Here is a 20,477-nt window from a genome sequence, read left to right on the forward strand (position 1 = left end):
CCACCCGAAAGCTGCTGAACTGTCCGCGTGACGGGACGATAAGGAACCATGCCTGACACTCTGCGCAACACTCCGGACCCTGCCGGCCCTTCCGGGGCCCTGCCACCCGCACGCATTCTTGTGGTGGACGACGACGTCTTCAATGTGGATCTGCTGCTCTTCGAGCTGCAGGACGCAGGGTTCGAAGGCATTGGTGCGGGCAGCGCGCGGGAAGCTCTGCGCATCATCGAACAGGAACCGGAACTGGACCTGATCCTGCTGGACGTGATGATGCCAGGGATGGACGGCCTGGAGCTGACCCAGCTTCTCAAGACGCGCCCTGAAACCCGTGAGATTCCCGTGATTCTGCTGACCGCCCGTGGCGAACTGGGCGACAAGGCCCAAGGCTTCTCTGCGGGCGCCGAAGATTACGTGGTGAAGCCCTTTGACTCCGACGAATTGCGGGCACGCATCGAGGTGCAGCTGCGCATTCGCCGCCTGCGCCTCGAGGAAGAACGTCTGGGCAGCGCACGGGCGCGACTGGCGATGATCGGCACGTCCGCACACCAACTGAGTCAGCCCCTGTCGGGAGCCACCGGATTTCTGCAGCTGCTGCAGGTCATGATCGGTCGCGGCAGCCAGCACGAACAGGAACGCGAGCGACTGCTGCAGGTGGATGGCTGCCTGGAACGCACGATGAATCTGGCGGCCCAGTTGGCGACCCTGCACAGGTTCCGCACCGAAGATTACGCCTGCGGCACCGAGATCGTGGACCTGGATGCCTCGTCGGGACCCGCTGATCCGGGAGATCGGGTGGATGAGGAAGGTCCCTTGATCCTGGTGGCGGATCCCATCAGCGAGCAGCTTCCCGCCTGGTTCATGACTCTGCGTCAGGACGGCTGGCGCATCCTGCGGGTCAGTGGCACCGAGGAGCTGGAGCCCGGATTGCGCCCCTGGGTGCTGGTGCTGAACCAGGTCCTGCCAACCGAGATTCCGCACTGGCTGTCGACTTTCGCCTCTGCAGAAGGCATCACCCCGTTTTCGCTGCTGATCTCGCGCGCCCAAAGTGGTGATTTCCGCGGCCGTGCCCTGCGCGCGGGCGTGGATGACATCCTCACTCACCCGCCGAATCCCGAGGAACTGCTGATGCGGGTTCGTGCGCGTGTCACACTGTTCGGGCTGCAACGTGGACACTTGCGCCTCACCGCTCTGGAGCAGGCACGAGCCGTGGGCGAACGGGCCTTCATGAGCTTCCAGCCCACGCTGGACACCTGCCGTCTGCTGGTGGCCGAGCTGATCTCCGAAGCCTCCGTGGAACGCCGCAAGGCGCTGCTGGCCGATCTGGCGGGCAGCCTGGAGCGGCTCACCGGCACGATCCGTCTGCTGCAATCCCGACGTGTGCCCGAACTGCCCGGCAGGCCTTCCACCACACCCGGTGAACCTGGATGATCCTGGTTTCTGGCATCGTGCTGGGGCTGCTGCCTTTCCTGCTGGTACTGCGCGCGCTGCATCGCAGCCAGTCACGCGCTCTGGCCCTGGTGGGGCCTTCGGGGCAGGCCTGGCTGCGCAACAAGGCCTTCCGCCAGGCCTTGCCCACGGCCGAATTCTCCATGGAACACTCCCGGCTTTCCGGCCCCGCCGGACCCCTGCGCGCGGTGGAACTGCTGCGGATCGCGGGCACTCGCCTGGTGCTGCTCGAGTCGGCCCGGGTCGCCGAAGTGGAACGTGCGGGGCTGCTTGAACGATTGCTCGTGCGATTCGAGGAAGGTGGAGCCGTACACCATCTGGTCCAGCAGGTGCTGGACGATTCGCGCCAGGTGCTGGATGTGGCCTATCTGGATCTGTTGCTGCGCAATCCAGCCGAGGACGAAGCCCGCGATCCTTACTCCGATGCGGAACACTATCTGGCCAGTGAGGAGCAGGTCCTGCTGGCGCTGCTGGAGCAGACCGTCCAGGAACGGACGCCCGACCGATTGTGGCGTCTGCAGGACATTCCCCGGGGTGCCGAGTGGGTTCCCTTGGTGGATTTCATGCGCAGCCGGGATCTCGACCGTCTGCTGGTGATTCCGCTGAATGCCGAGCAGACCTGGCAGGGAGGCCTGCTGGTCGGCTGGGCTGCGGGAGCCTACTCCGGGGGGCGCCATCGCCTGGCACTGGAACTGTGTGTGCTGCTGCAGACCCAATTGCAGAACCGGCGGACCCTGCGTCAGCTGAAGCTGCTCAACCGTGAATTGCGCGACGGACTGGCCCAGCAGTCCCTGCAGGTCCAGCAGCTGGAACTGCGCCTGCGGGCCAAACAGCGCGAACTGGACGACGCCGAAACCGCGGCCGCCGAATCCTCGCGGCTCAAGGTGGAATTCCTCGCCTCGATGTCACACGAACTGCGCACACCGCTGAACGCGATCAAGGGCTATACCTCGATCGTGCTCAAGGAAGAAGGCCTCAGCGCGCGCCAGCAACTGAGCCTGGAACGGGTGCGCACCAGTTCCGACACCCTGCTGAAACTGATCAACGACATCCTCGACTATTCGCGCATGGAATCCGGCAAGCTCAGCCTGGATCTGGAACTGGTGAATGCCAGTTCGATCGCACGGGAAACCGTGGCCCATCTGGAACCCCTGGCACACGAGCGGGAACTGGACTTCGGCCTGCAGTCGCCGGACCCCGACATCTACGCGGTGCTGGATCGCAGCAAGCTGGAACGGATTCTGATCAATCTGCTGGGCAACGCGATCAAGTTCACCGATCGGGGTTCCGTCGCCCTGGTGCTGTTCCGACGCGAAGGCATGCTGGTCTTCGAAGTGCGCGACACGGGCATCGGGATCCATCCCGACGAGCGTCAATTGATCTTCCAGCATTTCCGCCAGGGTGACGGCTCCAGCAAGCGCCAGCATGGCGGAACCGGGCTGGGTCTGGCGATCACCGCGCGCCTGGTGGAACTGCTGGGCGGGCGGCTGGAGCTGGACTCGGAACTGGGCCGGGGCAGCACCTTCAGAGTCTACCTGCCGATCTTCCTGGACCTGGACACCGCCCGTCAGGTGCTGGATCCGCGCAGTGAGAGTCCCCAGCCGGCCTGAGGCCCCGAAAACCCGGGCCGGCCCCACGCCTTTCCATGCTGGCCCCACATTCCGCAGCCATCTTTTCCTATCTTCAGCGCTTTGCTTCCGAAGCACGCTTCGGACAGGCCTGGCCAAGGGATGGGAATGAACCGTTTGCTCTTCTTCGCCTCCGAGCGACAGGGGGACAGGGTGCTGCTCAGTGCGGCCCAGGCGGTTCACCTGCGCGAGGTTCTGCGGGCCACCGCGGGCCAGCGTCTGCGGGCCGGTATCGTCAACGGGACTCCCGGCAGCATTCTGGTGAACGACCTGTTGCCCGGGGCGGAGGCCCGTTTCCATGAGGAAGCGGATCAGCCGCAGGAAGACAGTCTGGGCCTTGATGTGGTTCTGGCCCTGCCCCGACCCCAGACCTTGCGCAAGGTGCTGCTGGCTCTGCCCCAGCTTGGCGTCGAGCGCCTTTTTCTGGTGCGCAGCGCCCGCGTGGAGAAGAGCTTCTTCGCCTCGCCCCTGCTCAGCGACGGGGAATGGCGACGCCACCTGCTGGCGGGCATGGAGCAGGCAGGAAGCTGTCGGATGCCGCGCATCGAACTGCATCCATTGTTTCGCCCCTTCGTGGAAGACCGGCTGCCGGAGGTGTTGGCACCCTCGACTCGCCGCCTGCTGCCACACCCGGGTTCCGCGCCCGGACTGGGTGCCTTGTGGGGACAGACCCTGCCAGGCCGGATCTGTCTGGCCATCGGCCCCGAAGGCGGGTGGCAGGACCACGAGCTGGAACATTTCAACGCGGCGGGTTTTGAAGAGCATAGCCTGGGTGCCAGGATCCTGCGGGTCGAAACCGCCCTGAGTGTTCTGGCAGGCCAGGTGGCCTTGCTCAGGCAGGGTGCGCCAATGCAGGCGTCACCCGTCAAAAGCAGTACCAAGGAGACACGTTGAGCGCCTATACCGACGCACATGCCCGCAGCCACGGGCAGCGGCCTTCGATCGAGGCCTGGCCCAACCAGTTCCCGGAAAGCGACACGGAAATCGAGATAACCCTGCCGGAGTTCACCTGCCACTGCCCCAAGACCGGCCAGCCGGATTTTGCCACCCTGCGCATCGTGTATGTCCCCGACACACTCTGCCTGGAGCTGAAATCCCTGAAGGAGTACGCCCAGTCCTACCGCGAGATGGGCGTGTTTCACGAGAACGTGGTCAATCTGTTCCACCAGGATCTCAGTGCGGCGCTGAAACCTCGCCGGCTGTTGGTGGAAGGGCGGTTCAACGCACGGGGCGGCATCTCCACCACCGTGCGACGTGGCAGTGCCGGCGCATGAACACAGTGGTCACACGCGGAGTGCTGTCCCGGGGTCTGTTCTGCCTGGTGCTGTTGCTGGGGCTGTTGCAGGCCGCGCCCTCGTGGGCCCAGGCCGGTACCAATGTCCTGCTGGGCATCACGGTCGAGGGCAATCTCGCCACCGATGAGAACCTGATCCGGATCAACAGTGGCCTGGTCAATGGCCAGTCACTCACGGGCGAGGACATCCAGCACGCGATTCGCCAACTCTGGAGCCTGGAGCGCTTTTCCAATGTGGAAATCCAGATCGCGCGCGAGCTGCCCGAAGGTCTGTATCTGCTGATCCAGGTCGAAGAGAAACCCCTGCTGGCCGGCATCGAGATCCTGGGCAACAAGAAGCTCAAGAAGCTCAAGCTCAGTGATACACTCAAGGACGTGGTCACCACGGGCAAACCCATCGGCGAGGCCGAGGTCTTCCGGGTCCGCAAGACCCTGCTGGATCTGTACCAGGGCGAAGGCTATGAACAGGCCGAGGTCGAGGCCACCCTGCGCGACGTGCAGGACTCGCGCGGCACCCTGTATGTGGTCATTTCCGAAGGGCGCCGCACACGAATCCGGGAAGTGGTGTTCCACGGCAACCAGGCCTTCAGCGAGCGGCGCCTGGCCCGCCAGATGAAGAAGACCCGCACCAAGGGCTTTCTGCGCAAGGGCGAATTCGATCCGGCGGCCTTCGAGGAAGACCAGAAGAATCTGGTGGATTTCCTGCGCAAGCAGGGGTACCGCGACGCCCGTGTCGAGCGCGACAGCGTGAGCTTCAATGACGACGGCAAGGCGCTGCGTGTGGACGTGTGGGTCTACGAAGGCCGCCAGTACACCTTCGGCGACGTCAGCTTCACGGGCAACACGGTCTATCCCGGCGAGTTCCTGGGCAACCAGCTGCTCTTCAAGCCGGGCGACACCTACAACGAGCAGAAGTACCAGCGCAGCCTGGAGAGCCTCCAGGATCTGTACTACAACCGTGGTTACATCCAGGTGCGTGTCGACCCCATCGAGGAGCCCCGCGGCGAGTCGGTGGTCGACATCCGTTTCCAGATCACCGAGAACAACATCTTCTCGGTGCGCCGGGTGGAATTCGCGGGCAACGACAAGACCAAGGAAAAGGTGCTGCGCCGCGAGATGAGCCTGCACCCGGGCGACACCTTCGACGTGGGGCGGCTGCGCCGCAGCCTGCGGGACATCACGATCCTGAACTACTTCGACAAGGTGGAACCCAACGTGGACATCGCGGGCAGCGACCAGGTCGACCTGACCGTGTCCGTGAGCGAGAAGACCACCGACCAGATCTCGATGTCGGCCGGGTACAGCGAGCGCGACAAGCTGGTGGGCTCCCTGGGCTTCACCCTCAACAACCTGATGGGCAATGGCCAGAAGCTGACCCTGGACTGGCAGTTCGCCAAGAGCTATCGCAGCATCCGGATGGACTTCGAGGAACCCTGGCTCTTCGACCGTCCCGTGCTGGCGGGCATCAGCCTGTACGACACCTACAACAACCGCACCACGTCCGACGGCTTCAACCGCCGGATCCGTGGCGGCAGCCTGAGTCTGGGCAAGCGTCTGAACTGGCCGGACAACTACTTCCAGGCCCGCAGCACCTACGCTCTGGAAGAGGTGGTGTACACCGACTTCATCGAGAGCGAGCGGGAAAGCCTGATCGAGCGCGGCTTCAAGGAAGACGATCCCGAACTGTCCTCGACCATGGCCCTGGTGCTGCAGCGCGACAGCCGCGACCACCCGGAATTTCCCACCACGGGCTCGACCCTGCGTCTGCAGTCCAAGTTCGGCGGTGGGTATCTGGGCGGCAGTTACGACTTCCAGAAGTACACCATGTCCATGCGCAGCTACAGTCCCTTCTTCGGCAAGTTCGTGTTCTACAATTCCATGGAGACCGGCGTGGTGGACGGGCTGTCCGCCAACGACGAGATTCCCTGGTACGAACGCTTCTTCATGGGCGGCACGGCGCTGTCGGTGGGCACCAGCCTGCGCGGTTACAACGAGCGCGACGTGGGCACCGGGGACGACGGCGGCCGCACCATGGTCAAGCTTGGCAGCGAAGTGCGCGTGCAGCTGATCCCCAGTCCCACGGTCTACGGGCTGGTCTTCGGCGAAGCGGGCAACGTCTGGAAGAACGTGAGCTCGGCCAGCCTCAACGATCTGGCGCGCAGCGCCGGCATCGGCATGCGGCTGCACATGCCCCTCGTGGGCCTGATCGGTCTGGATTATGCCTACGGCTTCGACCGCCTCAACGGGTCCACCGGGTTGCGCGAAGGTCAGTGGGAATTTCACTTCCAGTTCGGACGCGAGTTCTAGGACGCCCGGCGTCCCCGAAAGCGTGACCCGACTGGGCACACACAGTCAACGGAGTACCCCGTGAAATCTGCAATCAGCCTGCTCTGCATTCTTCTGCTCAGTTCACTGAGCCTGGCCAAGGACATGAAGATCGGTGTGGTGGACAGCCGCCTGATCATGGCCGAATACCAGGATTACCGCAACAACCTGCGCATCCTCCAGGAGGAGAAGCAGGACTGGGACCGCCAGCTCAACACACGCGAGCAGGAGATCCAGGCGGAAGTGGACGACTTCATGCGTCAGGAAAACGCGATGACCCCGGCCAAGCAGAAGGAAGTGCGCGACCGCATCGACGGCAAGATCAAGCAGCTCGAAGACCTGCGGAAGTCCTTCTACGACGAGGAGACCGGCAAGGTGGCCAAGCGCAACCGCGAACTGCTTGAGCCCCTGATCGAGAATGTGAACACCGCGATCCAGAGCGTGGCCGAGGAGCTGGGCTACGACCTGATCCTGGACAACGCCATGGCCGTTGTCGTGTTCGCCTCGGAGAGCAGCATCGATCACGAGCTGTCCGCCAAGGTGCTCAACAAGCTTCAGGGCGTGAAGTAACATGGCGGCTTTCCGGCTGGCGGATCTGGCCCGCGAGCTGGGCGCGCGCGTGGTGGGTGATCCGGACCTGGTGCTGAACGGCCCCGCGCCCCTCGATCGCGCCGGCCCCGGGGACCTCAGTTTCCTGGCAAATCCGCTCTATCGCAACCTGGCGGCGTCCTCCCTTGCCGGGGCGGTCCTGCTGCGGCCCGCGGATCACGCCGCACTCGAGAATCCCGAATCGCGCAGCTGGCTGTTGCACGACAACCCATACGAAGCCTTTGCACGCGCACTGGAGCTGTTCTTTCCTCCGCGCACCGAATGGCCGGCCACGATTCATCCCAGCGCGGTCATTGCCGAGGACGCTGTCCTTGGCGAAGGCTGTCATGTGGGGCCGCATGTGGTCATCGAGGCGGGGGCGAGCATCGGTCGCGCCAGCGTGCTGCTGGCCGGTTGCGTGATCCACGAACAGGTCCGGATCGGTGATCACTGTCTGTTGCACGCGGGCAGCCAGGTGCGTGAACGCTGCGTGCTGGGCGATCGGGTCGTGCTGCAGAACGGGGCCGTGATCGGCAGCGAAGGCTTCGGATATGCACCCGGGGCCGACGGCGTGATTCGCAAGATTCCCCAGACCGGCATCGTGATCCTGGCCGACGACGTGGAAATCGGCGCCAATGCGTGTGTCGATCGCGCCACCATGGGCGCCACCGAGATCGGCGCGGGCTGCAAGATCGACAACCTGGTGCAGGTCGCGCACAATGTGCTGATCGGCGCGGGCACCATGGTGGCCGCACTGACCGGCATTGCGGGCAGCGCACGTCTGGGAGCCCGCTGCGTGATCGGCGGGCATTCGGCCATTTCGGGCCATCTGAAGATTGGCGATGGAGTGATGCTCGGCGGTTTTTCAGGCATCACGGCCTCCGCGCCCGACGGGGTTCGCCTGGCGGGATTTCCCGCCGTGTCCCACGAGAGTTTTCTGGCCCAGAGCGCGGCACTGCGCAAGCTGCCCGCCCTGCGCAAGACCATCAAGGATCTGGAAGAACGGCTGGCCCGGCTGGAAGCTGGCAGCGCCGGAGAGGATGAATGATCAAGAACCAGCGTTCCCTGGCCAATCCGGCCACCATGTCCGGCATCGGCCTGCACACCGGCGTGCCCGTGACCATGACCCTGCATCCCGCACCCGCCGACCATGGGTTGGTGTTCCTGGTGCCCGACGCGGAGGGCAAACCGGTCCGGATTCCCGCATTGGTGGACCATGTGGACGACCTGACCCGCAGCACCTGCCTGCGCTCCGGCAGTGCCACCGTGCACACCGTGGAGCACGTGCTGGCGGCCCTGGCCGGTCTGGGCATCGACAACTGCCTGATCGAGCTGGATGCTCTGGAAACGCCCATCGCCGATGGCTCGAGCCGTGAGTTCATTCGCCTGATCCGCGGGGCGGGCATCCAGGAGCTGGATGAGCCCCGGGTGTTCTTCGTGCCCGACCGCCCGATCTCTTTCCGCAACGATGCGGGTGTGGACATCGTGGTGCTGCCCTCCGACGAATTCCGCGTGACCTACATGGTCGACTATGCGGTGCCCGGCATGGGTACCCAGTACACCTCGATGTACGGCATGGAGGAGTTCGAGGAAGAGTATGCGGGAGCGCGCACGTTCTGCCTGCTCTCGGAACTGCTGGCCCTGCGCTCGGCGGGCCTGATCCAGGGCGGCACGCTGGACAGCGGGCTGGTGCTCGTCGATCGGCAGCTGGACGAGCCGGCCCTGGACGAACTCAAGTCCGAGTTCGGTCTGGCCGGTCGCCCGCTCGAGCCCCCGGTCAATGGGGTGCTGGACAACCGCGAATTGCGCTTCGTCAACGAGCCCGTGCGTCACAAGGTGCTTGATCTGATCGGGGATCTGTGTCTGCTGGGCCATCCGCTCAAGGCCCATGTCCTGGCCGCCCGCGGCGGACATGCGACCCATGTGGAACTGGTGCGCCTGCTCAAGAAGGACATGATGCGCCAGAGTCTGCAGCGCGAGTACCAGGACCAATTGCACGCCGATCGGGTCTTTGACATCGCGGCCATCGAGCGCATCATGCCCCACCGCTACCCCATGCTGCTGGTGGACCGGATCCTGGAACTCAAGCCCGGCGAATTCGTGCGCGGCATCAAGTGCGTCACACGCAACGAGCCCTTCTTCAACGGCCATTTCCCCGACCATCCGATCATGCCCGGCGTGCTGATCGTGGAAGCCATGGGACAGTGCGGCGGAGTGCTGATGCTGAACAGCTACGATCGGCCCGAGGAGAAGGTGGTCTACTTCAGCGGGCTCGACAACGTGAAATTCCGCAAGCCCGTGGTGCCCGGAGATGTGCTGATGCTGGAACTGACCATGCTCAAGCAGCGGCGGGGTTTCTGCTCGATGAAGGGCCGGGCCCTGGTCGACGGACAGCTGGTCTGCACGGCCGAGATGTCCGCAGTGGTCATGGACAAGAACTCGTGAGCGCGTCACCCCTGATTCATCCCACGGCCGTGATCCATCCCGAGGCCCGGCTGGGCGAGGGCGTGGTCGTCGAGGCCTACGCCATCATCGAAGAGGATACCGTGCTCGGCGATGGCTGCTGGATCGGCCCGCGGGCCCAGATCTCGGCCGGTGCCCGTCTGGGCCGCGAGGTCAAGGTCTTCCACTGCGCGAGCGTGAGTTGCGTGCCACAGGACCTCAAGTTCGGCGGCGAGCGCACCACGCTGGAAGTGGGCGACCGCACCGTGATCCGCGAGTTCGTGACCCTCTCCCGGGGCACCGAGGAAGCCGGTGTGACCCGTGTCGGCGCCGACTGCCTGCTGATGGCCTATGTGCATGTGGCCCACGACTGCCAGATCGGGGACCGGGTGATCCTGGCCAACATGGTGCAGGTGGCCGGCCACGTGAAACTGGGCTACCACGTGAGCGTGGGCGGCATGGTTCCCATTCACCAGTTCGTGCGCGTGGGCGATCACGCCTTCATCGCGGGCAATGTCAGCGTGACCAAGGACGTGCCGCCTTTCGTGCTGGCCAACGACACGCCCCTGCGGTTCTGCGGACTCAACTCGGTCGGACTGCGGCGACGCGGCTATGATGGCGATCGGCTGCTGGCCATCAAGCGCCACTATCGCCTGATCTACGGCAAGGGAAGCACCACTCCCAGTCAGGCGCTGAGCGAACTGGAAGAGCGGGCTCACACCGACGAAGACGCTCGCGTGATGGCCGACTTCATCCGCTCCTCGGAGCGTGGCATCATCCAGGGGTGAGAATGGCTGCAACCCCGGCAAGGCTGATCCTGGAACCGCACGGCGACGGCCTGCGACAGATGGCCGCCGACGCCTGGCTCTGCCGTTCGGGGCGTGATCCCCTGCATCTGCGCCTGTATCAGTGGACCCCCTGGACCCTCTCGCTGGGCCACAGCCAGGCCTGGGACCCCGCCCTGGCCGAACGCTGCCAGCGCGCCGGGGTGCCGGTCGTGCGCCGCGAAACGGGCGGACGGGCCGTCTACCATGCCGACGAACTGACCTATTGTGTCACGATTCCCGTGGATTCTCCCTTTCATACCAGCAGCCTGCCCGAGGCCTATGCGCGCATCAATCGCGCTCTGGCCCGCGGCCTGGAGCGCATTGGCGTACCCTGCGGGCAGGAAAGTCGCCGTGTGGACATGGCGGCCGCCTACAGACAGGAGCTGGGTGGCCTGTGCTTTGCGGCCACGGCCCGTTCCGAGGTGCTCTGGGACGGACGCAAGCTGGTGGGCAGCGCCCAGCGCCAGTTGCGACACGGCCTGCTGCAGCACGGCAGCCTGATGCTGGGCGACGCGCATTACGGCATCGCCGAGTTGTTCTTTGACGACGCCGAGCTGCGCGCGCGCTCGCGCGAGAAACTGGCCCGCTCCACCACCTGTCTGAGCGAGATTCTGGGGCAGGCGCCTGAGTTCCGGGTGCTTGCCGCGGCTCTGGCACAGGGATTCGAAGAAGAGTATCACGTGACCCTGACCGAACGCCCCTTCGATTCTGCCGAAGAGGACGCCCTGTTGGCCCTGCGCGACGAGTTTCTGCCCGAGGCACGCAACCTGCCAGCGTCACGATGAGTGTGCGAGGCAACAGCCCCACGGCCCGAGTGCTGCACGCTCTGGAACGGGTCGACGGAGGGGCGCACAGCGACAAGCTGATCCTGGGCGAGCTGACCCGTCAATCCGGCTGGAACCGGGCCGAACGCGGTTCCTTCGTCTCGCGCTTCCGGGGAGTGCTGGAACTGCGTCGCGACCTGGATCGCCGCCTGGGTCCGCATCTGCGCCGCCCTCCTCGGTCCACCTTGCTGCAGGCCCTGAGGCTGGGACTCCACGATCTGGATGCGGGAGTGCCACCCTGGCGTGTGCTGGCCCCCTTGCTGGCCGAACTGGAATCGGTGTCGGCGCCCGAGCGTGGGCTGGTCAACGGTGTGCTGCGCGGCATGCTGCGTTCCGGAGAAACCCCACGTGCCGAATCGGCAAAGGCCATGGGCCGCCTGCCCGCATGGTTGACACCCGCCCTGGCCAGTGAGGGCGGCCCTGAGCCGGAGCTTCTTGAGCAGCGGGCCGCGGCCTTGCTGGCCCAGCCGGACCTGTGGTTGCGGGTGCGCCGTGAGATGATTGAGCCTGACACAGCCATGGCGCGCCTGGAGGAGGCGGGGCTGGAGCCTAGGCGTGATCCGTGGGGTGGTGACTTCATCACCCTGGGCAGACTGCCCGAGGACGGGCTGGCCGGTCTCGAGGGACTGAACCAGGGCTGGCTTGTGGTTCAGGATGCCAGTACGCTGGGAGCGGTGGAATTGCTGGATGCCCGACCTGGCATGAGGGTTCTGGACGCCTGCGCGGCTCCCGGCAACAAGAGTCTGGCGCTGCTGGATCGCTGGCCCGGAATCGAGCTGACCGCCAACGAAGTGGACGAAGGGCGCGCCCGGTCAATGGCCCGACGTTTGGGCAAGCGGATCAGGGTGCAGCAGATCGACCTGCGCGAGATTCCGGCACTGCCGGCCTGGCCCAGGATCCTGCTTGACTTGCCCTGCAGTGGCAGCGGCAGTGTAGCCCGTCGCCCCGAGATCCTGCTGCGGGACTCTTCGCCCATCGAGTCGGGCTTGGCCGTCCTGCAGGAGGAATTGCTGGAAGCCGCGTCCCGGCTGCTGGAACCGGACGGTGTGCTGGTCTACAGCACCTGCAGCCTGCTTGACGAGGAAAATGGCCAGCGTATCCGGAATTTCCTGGCGCGCCACCCCGAATTCCGTGTGGACGGGGCCCGCGTACCGGATGAGGTCCGTGATACCGATGGCGCCTGGGCCTGGTTGCCCTGGCGTCAGTCGGGTGCCGGTGGCGCCTGGGCGATCGCTCTGAGGAAGACGTGAAGAAGATCCGCGGCTCCAGGTCCATGCCGACCCTGCTCAAGCCCCTGCTGGGCCTGCTGCTGGCCTGTCTGCTGACATTCGCCCTGATGGATTGGCTGGTGATGCCCGCCTACACGCGGCATGGCAAGGAAACCCTCCTGCCGCGGGTCGTGGGTCTGGATGTCACACGGGCCCGGGCGGTTCTCGACAGTCTGGGTTTCGAGGTGGAGGTGGAACATCGCAAGGCCGACCCCGCTGGCCGCTTCAAGGCCGACGAGGTCATCGAGCAGTTTCCGCGGGGAGGAGCGCTCACCAAGAGTGCACGCACCGTGCATCTCACCCTGTCCGCCGGGCAGAGCGCATTTCCGCTGCCCGACCTGACGGGGCAGGGTGAGCGTCAGGCAGGCATGCTGCTGGCCGACCTGGGTCTGCAACTGGACACGACGGCCACGCGCTGGGAGTTCGCCGAGCTGGAAGCAGGCCTCGTGCTAAGCCAGGTTCCAGCCCCGGCCCACAAGGTCAACCGCGGCACCAAGGTCCGATTGGTGCTGAGTCTGGGGCCGATCCCGGAGAGCGTTCTTGTGCCCGGGCTGCTGGGAAGCGGGCTGGAAGCTGCCAGCCGACGCCTGCAATCGGTGGGGCTGACTCTGGGCAGCGTGGAGGAGGAGCATCATCCGGGGCGGCCGCGGGGCATTCGTGCCCAGGTGCCCGTTGCCGGCAGTCGGCTGGCGCCGGGCGAATCCGTCTCGGTGCGACTCAACGTCGCCGGTGGACGCGACAAGACCAGCGAGGATCCAGAATGAACACGGTACGCATCGCACCCTCCCTGCTTTCCGCTGATCTGATGACTCTGGAGCGCCAGCTTGAAGCCTGTCGCGCGGGGGGCGCCGAACTCCTGCACCTGGACATCATGGACGGACACTTCGTGCCGAATCTGACCTATGGTCCGGACTTCGTGCGTGCCGTGGCGGCGGCCAGTCCCATTCCTCTGGACGTGCACCTGATGGTCTCGGAACCGGAGCGCTGGCTCGAGCCCTTCATCACGGCCGGCGCCAGCATGGTCAGCGTGCACCTCGAGTCCGGCCCCCATGTCGAACGCCTTCTGGCCAGGATCCGCGATCTGGGCGCCCAGGCCGGCGTGGCTCTCAACCCGGGCACCGATCCGGCGGCCCTGGAATGGCTCTGGGAGCGCCTCGATTTCGCGCTGCTGATGACCGTCAACCCTGGATTCGGCGGGCAGCGCTTCATTCCCGCCGTGCTGCGCAAGATCACCAGGCTGAAGGAGATGGCCAGAGCAGCCGGTTCGGGACTGGTCATCGAGGTGGATGGAGGCATCGACGAGGAGACGGCCCCGCTTTGTATACGGGCCGGTGCGGAGATTCTGGTATCGGGATCCCACCTCTTCCGCCAGCCCAGTCTTGACGACGCGATCCGCGCCCTTCGCCAGGCCGCTCTGGGACCTTGTGCCTGATGGCTATTCGGTTTCCGAACCCCGGGGAAACCTGTAACTTGCGCCCCGTACGTCGTACCCAGCGCCGGAAGTTTCCTGAAACAGACACCTACAGACCGGGAGTATTCATGCCTGTGAAACTGCTGCTTGCCGGATTTTCCATGCTCCTGCTGGCTGCCTCCACCCTTCATTCCGAGGGGCCGGGACAGGTTCGCGGGCGTGTGGTGTTTCTGGAAGGCGATCTGTCGCTTCGCAACGCGGAAACCACGCGATCCGCCTGGCAGCCCGCAGGTCTGGACAGCTCCTTCAGTCAGGGAGATTTGCTGCGCACCGGTCGCAGCAGCCGCGCCGAGCTGACCATTCAGCAGCAGAGCCGGATCCGTCTGGCCCCGGAGACCCAGCTCGAGGTTCAGCGCCTCATCGGCGAAGGTGAGGATGATCTGGCCGAGGCCCGCCTGCACCTGGACGAAGGCGAAATCTGGGCCGAGGTCAACGGCCTTGACGAAGGCGAAGACCTTTTCGAAATCAGCTCCGATCTGGCGGGTGCCGCGATCACCGGCACCGCTTTCAGTCTCAGTTCCAGGCAGGGTGGAGCAGAGCCGGAAACCCGGCTGCGGGTCTGGCACGGGGAAGTGCGCATTTCCAACGCCCCCTGGAAGATGGACCAGCTTGAAGCCACCGAAGTGGGCAAGGCCGGGCCACGCAAGGCCCCGTCCTCGGTGAAGGGGCCGCAGTCCGTGGCGGGCCCCAAGTCGGTCAGCCTGGACGAATGGCTGCTGATCGTCAAGGACATGCAGGAAGTGGTGATCGGGGCAGGCGGCCAGGTCGTCAGCCAGGGCAGCTTCAATGACACAGAAACGGATCCATGGATGAAAGGCGCCTCACTGCCTTCGGACAAGTAACTCAACCGGGAAGCCTGCCTGCGGATCCCGTAAGCAGTTCCGTGAAAGGACTCATGATGAAACGTATCGCAACTCTCTTCCTGGCCATGCTGATGGCCGGCACGCTGGAAGCACAGGTCATCCAGCAGGTTGGCAATGGCAGTGTCGACTGGCAGGTTCGCAAGGTCACCGCGGTGGGCATCGCCATGCCCAGCACGGTGGGCGGACGGGCCGGTCAGATCCGTGCCGCCCGCGCGGACGCCCTGAGGCAGATTCTGGAAACCGTCCAGGGCATGGCTCTGACCTCGGAAACCACGGTGAAGGATCTGATGCTGGAAAACGACGTGATCTACACGGAAGTGCGTGGCGTCTGCCAGAATTTCCAGCCGGTTGGCGATCCCGACTACAAGGATGACGGCAGCATCGAGTTGACGGTCGAGATGTTCCTCAGCCAGGAGTTCAGCAACGTGCTGGTGGGTGACATGGCCTTCGCCTCGGGCACCCCGCAGGTGACTCCGCTCAGCCCCGGCGCCGTGGGCGGTGTGTTCACCGGTCTGATCGTGGACTGCACCCAGATCAGCGTGCGTCCCGCCCTTGCCCCGCGCGTGCTTAGCCAGTCCGGCAGCGAGGTCTACGGCAGTGCCCTGATCGACCGCGAATGGGCTCTCAAGAACGGCATGGTGGGTTACGTGCGCAGCGTCCAGGAAGCTGTCGCGCTTCAGGACCGCATCGGCAACAACCCGCTGAAGGTCACGGCCATCGAGAGCAAGGGCGCCAACGGAGCCGACGTGGTCATTGATGACGGCTCGGGCCAGACTCTGCATGCCATGGCCGAGAACCTGAATTTCCTCCGGCAGTGCCGGGTGGTGTTTGTTGTCAAGTAATGCAGGACATCAGATCCTGCAAGTGCTTGACCATCAATTGAATGAACCACTGGATCCATCCAGTGAATACCGGAGGATGACCGTATGAAACGCTGGATTGCCCTGCTGCTCAGCCTGGCCATGATGCCCGTTTTCTTCACGGGGTGCGGCCCCAAGAACATCGCGTCCCAGTCCAACCTTGACACTCCCCAGCTTCATGTCCGTCAGGGCATGCGCAAGCTGGAAGCCGGGGATCTTGCCGGAGCCGAGAGTGAACTGAATTACGCCCTGCGCCTGGATTCGCGCTACGTGGATGCGGTCTGCGGCATCGCCCTTGTGCGCGCCCAGCAGGGACGCATGGCCGATGCGCTGGCCGAAGCCGACAAGGCGATGAAGCTGGCGGACAACCGCTGGAAGGTCTACAGCACGCACGGTCGGGTGCTTGGCCTGGCCCAGCCCAAGGATTGGTACGAAGACGCCCTCAAGGACTTCTCGAAGGCCAATTCCCTGGCCGGTGCCGATCTGGCGGCCAAGGAAGAAATCCTCTACTACGACGGCCTGACCCGCATGCAGCGCTATCGCTTCAGCGAAGCCCTCGAGAAGCTGGCCAAGGTAGTCGAGATGCGCGGCGATTTCGGTGGCCCCGCCGATGCGGCCATGGACAAGGTCCAGAAGATCCTGCGCGCCCGTCCCGGCACCGATGCCAGCTCGAAGGTTGCCCTGCAGCCCGTGATCGACCGCGGTGATCTGGCCGTGCTGCTGGTCGATGAACTGGATCTGCCCACCATCATCGCCAAGCATCGCAAGAAGGCTCCCGATACCAGCTTCAGCGCCCCGACCGACCCGATGAAGATGCCTGACGGCAGCCCTCAGGGTGTGACCGAACCTGCCGATATCCAGAATCACTGGGCTCGCACCTGGATCAATGACCTGCTGGAGCACGGCGGCATGCAGCTGTTTCCCGGCGGCCAGTTCTTCCCGGATGCCGAAGTGACCCGTGGTGAATTCGCCGACGTCATCGTGAACATTCTGGCCGACGTGAACAACGACCCCGGTCTCACGACCCGGTTCTTCGGCGAAACCAGCAAGTTCCCGGACATGAATTCCTCGCACCCGTCGTACAATGCGGCGGCCGTGGTCACCACGCGCGGGATCATCACCGCCAACCTGACCACTGGAAACTTCGATCCGATGGGCACCATCGATGGTGCCGACGCCCTGCTGATCATTCGTCAACTGCAGAATGAGCTGCGCCAGACATTCCGCTAGACCCGACCGGGAGAATGCCGACCATGACCGGATTCCTGCCCAGCCCGCGACATCGTTCAATCGCCATCCTGCTGACAGCAGCGGTGCTGGCTGGGTGTGCCGGAAAGTCGGATACACCCGGACGGGTCAAAAAAGCGGAGAAGACCCCGTCGGCGGGAAGTGCCGCCCAGAATGTGTCCGGTACCGCCCGTCAATTGACCTTTTCCGCGGGCGACCAGGCCTCACCTGCCTTCTTTCCCGATGGCAAGAGCCTGATTTTCCAGAACAACAGCGATGGCAACTGGGAACTCTATACCCTTGACCTCGCGGGTGGCGATCCACGCCGTCTGACCGACAGCCCCGAGAACGAAGAGAACCCGAGTGTCTCTCCGGACGGACGCTGGATTCTGTGCACGGTGTACCCGCCCGCGCTGGACGCCGACCCGGCCCGTGACATCATGTTGCTGAGCAAGGACGGCAAGACCCGGATTCTGCTGGTTTCCGGCCCGTCCGATGACTGGTATCCGCGGTTTTCGCCCGATGGCAGTCAGGTCTATTTCGTGTCTGACCGCACCGACAGCCGAACCAGTCTGAACGATGCGGAACGGCGCAGTGCGATCTTCAGGGTCCCGCGCGAAGGTGGCCAGCCCGAGCAGCTGACTGCCGGCGATGACGAAACCGCACCGTTGCCCATGGCCGATGGTTCCCTGGTGTTCCGGGACGGCCAGAAGCACTGGAAACGACTGGATGCACTGGGCAATACCAGTGAACTGTACGCGGGCGACTGGATCTTCGGCATGCCGGCCGCCGGCTTGGCGGGTGATTTCTGGTTGTCGGGCAGTGAAAACCTGGACAGCAGCAGCCGCATCGTGCACACCGCCCCGGGTTTCTCGCCGCTGACTCCTCTGGATCTCAGCAACCGGCAGGAAGACCGCGGGCCGAACGTGTCACCGGACGGCAAGTCGCTGGTGTTCTATGGGCGCGTGTCCGGACAGTGGGATCTGTTCCTGATTCCCATCAACGGCTGATCACAGACCCGGGGGCCCGAATGGCGGTTCCCGGGTTTTCTCTGCGTCGTTTCGCGGGTTCGCATAATGTATATTATGTAAACCAAACGAAGCTGAAACCCCTGTCGGCCTGTGGTATGCCCCCTGCTGGCCCGCCGAGTATCCTCATCATCCCATCGGCTGCTCCTCGTGCTGGGCGAGGATTTCGCGTGAGGCGGGCACTCCCGTGTGCTCACATGCTGGTGCGCTGTGTCAACAATGTTTTATTGGTGCGTCATGCGCGGCAATCGTGTCCGGCGCCGTCGATGCCTGTCTGATCCGGGGCGTCGTCCGGGCGCTGCGTTCTGGTCACCACGGCCATCAGGGAGAGTCAGATGATCAAGGCCTTGCGTTCGTTCTTCAACAAGGAAACCCTGCTGGAACAGGCGATCCAGGACACCCATGCCATGCTGTCCAATGTCCACGTGATGGTTGAAAGTGCGGTGAAATCACTGCGTCACAGCGATACCGCCGAACTGGATATCGATGTGGCGGCCATGGATGCGGCGGTGAACACCTACGAAGAAGGCGTGCGACGCAAGGTGTTCACTCACCTCAGCGTGATGGGCAGCGACCATATCTATCCCGCGCTGGTTCTGATCAGCATCATCATCGACGTGGAACGCATCGGTGACTACGCGAAGAACATCGTGGTGCTGGCCGGCAGACATCCTGGGCGTCTGAGCGTGCCCCGTCATGATGCCGAACTGACCCGCATCGAGACCGCCCTCATCGAAAGGGTCATGCCTGAGGGGCGGCGGAACTTCGAGGAAGGCAACGAGCAGGCCGCGGCCGAACTGATCCGTGAGCATCGCTGGATCGGCCGCAGCTGCGAGGATATCACCCAGCAGCTGAGCAGCGAGGTCCATGAGGGCGACAGCCGCACACTCGTCTGTACCGCGCTGTATGCCCGCTATCTCAAGCGAGTGACGTCCCATTGGTTGAACGTGCAGACCGCGGTTGCCAATCCTTTTGACCGCATCGGGGTCAAGAAGGACATCTGAGGCACCGGAAGGCTGCTGCTGCCCGGACCTGAGGCGGACTGCGATCGACCGCTGACTCCTGTTTCATACTGCCAGGAAAAACATGCCCAATTCCATGCTGTTGCCCCAGACCGAAAACTCCGGCAAGATCTGGCGTATCCTGTTGTTGCTCTTCGTGTTGCTGGTGTTCTTCTTCTCCATCGAATTGCTTGCCGACTCGATCAAGCTTTTCGGTGCCGGTTTTGCCAAGACCCTCTTTTCCTTCGCGTCCACGCCCATCATCGCGCTGTTCATCGGTCTGGCCGCAACCACACTGATGCAAAGCTCAAGCGCGTCCACTTCGATCATGGTGGGAATGGTCAGTTCGGGCAGCCTGCCGCTGAGTCTGGCTGTGCCCATGGTCATGGGGGCCAACATCGGGACGACGGTCACCAATACCATGGTGGCCATGGGACACATCACCAACCCCACTGAATTCCGGCGAGCCTTCTCGGCAGCCACGGTACACGACATGTTCAACATGCTGGCCGTGCTGATCTTCTTTCCCCTCGAACTTTCCACGGGCATTCTCTCGAAGACCGGTCTGGCTCTGGCGACTCTGGTGGAAGGCAGCAGCGGGCTGGCCCTGTTCAGTCCTGTGAAGGCAGTGCTGAAGCCCATCGTCAAGGGATTTCTTCACAGCGTCAACGACAATCCCTGGCTTGGGCTGCTGGTGGCCGTCGCGGCTCTGTACTTCGCGATCGTGATGCTGACCAAGGTGCTCAAGGGCATTTTCCTGCGAAACGTCGAGAACGCATTCCAGGGCGGCATCTTCGACAATGCGGCCGTCGCCTTCGCCATGGGCATCGCCCTGACCTTTCTGGTGCAGTCCAGTTCGATCACGACCAGCATGGTGGTTCCCATGGCCGGCGCGGGCCTGTTGACGATCCAGCAGATCTTTCCCTATACGCTTGGCGCGAACATCGGCACCACGATCACCGCCTTCATGGCGGCCATGCTGACCGGCAACCACAATGCGGTGGCACTCTCGATGGTGCACTTCGCATTCAATGCCTATGGAACCTTGCTGCTCTGGCCCATGCGTCGCTTGCCGATCTGGATGGCCGAAACCCTGGCCACGCAGACACTTCGCAGCCGCCTCTATCCGCTGCTGTATCTCGTGGTTCTGTTTCTGGCTCTGCCACTGGCGGCGATCTATCTGACGCATTGAGCAGGCAGGCGGAGTGCGAGCGTCGACACTGGCCGGTTGACTGTGAAAGGTTCCAATCCTATTTTGACGGTCTGCGAAAAAATGCCGCTGTAGCTCAGTTGGTAGAGCAACGGACTGAAAATCCGTGTGTCGGTGGTTCAACTCCACTCGGCGGCACTTCATGAAAACGGCCCCATCGGGGCCGTTCTTCGTT

19 protein-coding genes and 1 tRNA gene are annotated in these 20,477 nt (G+C 64.0%); all 20 read left to right on the top strand.

The genetic code is table 11. The annotated features are described in order from the left end of the window. Nucleotides 1–48: 48 nt before the first annotated feature. The 20 genes from H6678_12460 to H6678_12555 all read left to right on the top strand — a co-directional run bounded on the left by H6678_12460 (nucleotide 49) and on the right by H6678_12555 (nucleotide 20,440). Nucleotides 49–1,428: a response regulator gene (locus tag H6678_12460; GenBank protein MCB9474610.1), complete on the top strand. Its 1,380-nt coding sequence runs from the start codon at nucleotides 49–51 to the stop codon at nucleotides 1,426–1,428. After that, a complete protein-coding gene (locus H6678_12465) occupies nucleotides 1,425–3,056 on the top strand; it encodes a hypothetical protein (GenBank protein ID MCB9474611.1) in 1,632 nt (543 codons plus the stop codon). Before H6678_12460 ends, H6678_12465 begins: the two co-directional genes overlap by 4 nt. Before the next feature lie 126 nt (nucleotides 3,057–3,182). Beyond that, a complete protein-coding gene (locus H6678_12470) occupies nucleotides 3,183–3,968 on the top strand; it encodes a 16S rRNA (uracil(1498)-N(3))-methyltransferase (GenBank protein ID MCB9474612.1) in 786 nt (261 codons plus the stop codon). Further along, the gene (gene queF, locus H6678_12475) at nucleotides 3,965–4,348 is read left to right on the top strand and encodes an NADPH-dependent 7-cyano-7-deazaguanine reductase QueF (protein MCB9474613.1); all 384 of its coding nucleotides are present in this window, start codon (nucleotides 3,965–3,967) and stop codon (nucleotides 4,346–4,348) included. The genes H6678_12470 and queF overlap by 4 nt, the downstream gene beginning before the upstream one ends. After that, nucleotides 4,345–6,675: an outer membrane protein assembly factor BamA gene (bamA, locus tag H6678_12480; GenBank protein ID MCB9474614.1), complete on the top strand. Its 2,331-nt coding sequence runs from the start codon at nucleotides 4,345–4,347 to the stop codon at nucleotides 6,673–6,675. Before queF ends, bamA begins: the two co-directional genes overlap by 4 nt. 60 nt (nucleotides 6,676–6,735) lie before the next feature. Continuing rightward, nucleotides 6,736–7,263 (top strand): OmpH family outer membrane protein, encoded by a 528-nt coding sequence (locus H6678_12485; GenBank protein ID MCB9474615.1) that lies wholly within the window; start codon nucleotides 6,736–6,738, stop codon nucleotides 7,261–7,263. A gap of 1 nt (nucleotide 7,264) precedes the next feature. Next, nucleotides 7,265–8,329: a UDP-3-O-(3-hydroxymyristoyl)glucosamine N-acyltransferase gene (gene lpxD, locus H6678_12490; protein MCB9474616.1), complete on the top strand. Its 1,065-nt coding sequence runs from the start codon at nucleotides 7,265–7,267 to the stop codon at nucleotides 8,327–8,329. Next, nucleotides 8,326–9,726, top strand: a complete 1,401-nt coding sequence (locus tag H6678_12495) for a bifunctional UDP-3-O-[3-hydroxymyristoyl] N-acetylglucosamine deacetylase/3-hydroxyacyl-ACP dehydratase (GenBank protein ID MCB9474617.1) — start codon at nucleotides 8,326–8,328, stop codon at nucleotides 9,724–9,726. The genes lpxD and H6678_12495 overlap by 4 nt, the downstream gene beginning before the upstream one ends. Before the next feature lie 11 nt (nucleotides 9,727–9,737). Further along, nucleotides 9,738–10,511: an acyl-ACP--UDP-N-acetylglucosamine O-acyltransferase gene (gene lpxA, locus H6678_12500; protein ID MCB9474618.1), complete on the top strand. Its 774-nt coding sequence runs from the start codon at nucleotides 9,738–9,740 to the stop codon at nucleotides 10,509–10,511. Nucleotides 10,512–10,513: 2 nt separating this feature from the next. Further along, nucleotides 10,514–11,335: a lipoate--protein ligase family protein gene (locus H6678_12505; protein MCB9474619.1), complete on the top strand. Its 822-nt coding sequence runs from the start codon at nucleotides 10,514–10,516 to the stop codon at nucleotides 11,333–11,335. Beyond that, nucleotides 11,332–12,624, top strand: coding sequence for a hypothetical protein (locus tag H6678_12510; protein ID MCB9474620.1), 1,293 nt, complete (start codon nucleotides 11,332–11,334; stop codon nucleotides 12,622–12,624). The genes H6678_12505 and H6678_12510 overlap by 4 nt, the downstream gene beginning before the upstream one ends. Further along, the gene (locus H6678_12515) at nucleotides 12,621–13,406 is read left to right on the top strand and encodes a PASTA domain-containing protein (GenBank protein MCB9474621.1); all 786 of its coding nucleotides are present in this window, start codon (nucleotides 12,621–12,623) and stop codon (nucleotides 13,404–13,406) included. The genes H6678_12510 and H6678_12515 overlap by 4 nt, the downstream gene beginning before the upstream one ends. Beyond that, nucleotides 13,403–14,074: a ribulose-phosphate 3-epimerase gene (gene rpe / locus H6678_12520; GenBank protein MCB9474622.1), complete on the top strand. Its 672-nt coding sequence runs from the start codon at nucleotides 13,403–13,405 to the stop codon at nucleotides 14,072–14,074. Before H6678_12515 ends, rpe begins: the two co-directional genes overlap by 4 nt. 107 nt (nucleotides 14,075–14,181) lie before the next feature. Further along, complete coding sequence (locus H6678_12525) at nucleotides 14,182–14,955, top strand: FecR domain-containing protein (protein MCB9474623.1); 774 nt, start codon at nucleotides 14,182–14,184, stop codon at nucleotides 14,953–14,955. Between the two features lie 56 nt (nucleotides 14,956–15,011). Further along, nucleotides 15,012–15,818, top strand: a complete 807-nt coding sequence (locus tag H6678_12530) for a hypothetical protein (GenBank protein ID MCB9474624.1) — start codon at nucleotides 15,012–15,014, stop codon at nucleotides 15,816–15,818. Nucleotides 15,819–15,902: 84 nt separating this feature from the next. After that, on the top strand, nucleotides 15,903–17,066 hold the full coding sequence (locus tag H6678_12535; GenBank protein ID MCB9474625.1) for an S-layer homology domain-containing protein: 1,164 nt from the start codon (nucleotides 15,903–15,905) through the stop codon (nucleotides 17,064–17,066). A gap of 23 nt (nucleotides 17,067–17,089) precedes the next feature. Further along, nucleotides 17,090–18,073 (top strand): PD40 domain-containing protein, encoded by a 984-nt coding sequence (locus H6678_12540; GenBank protein ID MCB9474626.1) that lies wholly within the window; start codon nucleotides 17,090–17,092, stop codon nucleotides 18,071–18,073. Nucleotides 18,074–18,426: 353 nt separating this feature from the next. Beyond that, a complete protein-coding gene (locus H6678_12545; GenBank protein ID MCB9474627.1) occupies nucleotides 18,427–19,095 on the top strand; it encodes a PhoU domain-containing protein in 669 nt (222 codons plus the stop codon). Nucleotides 19,096–19,177: 82 nt separating this feature from the next. Then, nucleotides 19,178–20,284, top strand: a complete 1,107-nt coding sequence (locus H6678_12550; protein MCB9474628.1) for a Na/Pi symporter — start codon at nucleotides 19,178–19,180, stop codon at nucleotides 20,282–20,284. Nucleotides 20,285–20,367: 83 nt separating this feature from the next. Continuing rightward, nucleotides 20,368–20,440: transfer RNA gene (locus H6678_12555), tRNA-Phe, on the top strand. Nucleotides 20,441–20,477 lie beyond the last annotated feature (37 nt).

It is taken from the genome of Candidatus Delongbacteria bacterium (genome assembly GCA_020634015.1).
Taxonomy (GTDB): Bacteria; CAIWAD01; CAIWAD01; order CAIWAD01; family CAIWAD01; genus JACKCN01.

Bases quoted from the DNA above. Each gene is read 5' to 3' on its own strand.
- H6678_12460 (MCB9474610.1), top strand. From the start codon at position 49: ATGCCTGACACTCTGCGCAACACTCCGGACCCTGCCGGCCCTTCCGGG.
- H6678_12465 (MCB9474611.1), top strand. From the start codon at position 1,425: ATGATCCTGGTTTCTGGCATCGTGCTGGGGCTGCTGCCTTTCCTGCTG.
- H6678_12470 (MCB9474612.1), top strand. From the start codon at position 3,183: ATGAACCGTTTGCTCTTCTTCGCCTCCGAGCGACAGGGGGACAGGGTG.
- bamA (MCB9474614.1), top strand. From the start codon at position 4,345: ATGAACACAGTGGTCACACGCGGAGTGCTGTCCCGGGGTCTGTTCTGC.
- lpxD (MCB9474616.1), top strand. From the start codon at position 7,265: ATGGCGGCTTTCCGGCTGGCGGATCTGGCCCGCGAGCTGGGCGCGCGC.
- H6678_12495 (MCB9474617.1), top strand. From the start codon at position 8,326: ATGATCAAGAACCAGCGTTCCCTGGCCAATCCGGCCACCATGTCCGGC.
- H6678_12505 (MCB9474619.1), top strand. From the start codon at position 10,514: ATGGCTGCAACCCCGGCAAGGCTGATCCTGGAACCGCACGGCGACGGC.
- H6678_12510 (MCB9474620.1), top strand. From the start codon at position 11,332: ATGAGTGTGCGAGGCAACAGCCCCACGGCCCGAGTGCTGCACGCTCTG.
- rpe (MCB9474622.1), top strand. From the start codon at position 13,403: ATGAACACGGTACGCATCGCACCCTCCCTGCTTTCCGCTGATCTGATG.
- H6678_12525 (MCB9474623.1), top strand. From the start codon at position 14,182: ATGCCTGTGAAACTGCTGCTTGCCGGATTTTCCATGCTCCTGCTGGCT.
- H6678_12530 (MCB9474624.1), top strand. From the start codon at position 15,012: ATGAAACGTATCGCAACTCTCTTCCTGGCCATGCTGATGGCCGGCACG.
- H6678_12535 (MCB9474625.1), top strand. From the start codon at position 15,903: ATGAAACGCTGGATTGCCCTGCTGCTCAGCCTGGCCATGATGCCCGTT.
- H6678_12540 (MCB9474626.1), top strand. From the start codon at position 17,090: ATGACCGGATTCCTGCCCAGCCCGCGACATCGTTCAATCGCCATCCTG.
- H6678_12545 (MCB9474627.1), top strand. From the start codon at position 18,427: ATGATCAAGGCCTTGCGTTCGTTCTTCAACAAGGAAACCCTGCTGGAA.
- H6678_12550 (MCB9474628.1), top strand. From the start codon at position 19,178: ATGCCCAATTCCATGCTGTTGCCCCAGACCGAAAACTCCGGCAAGATC.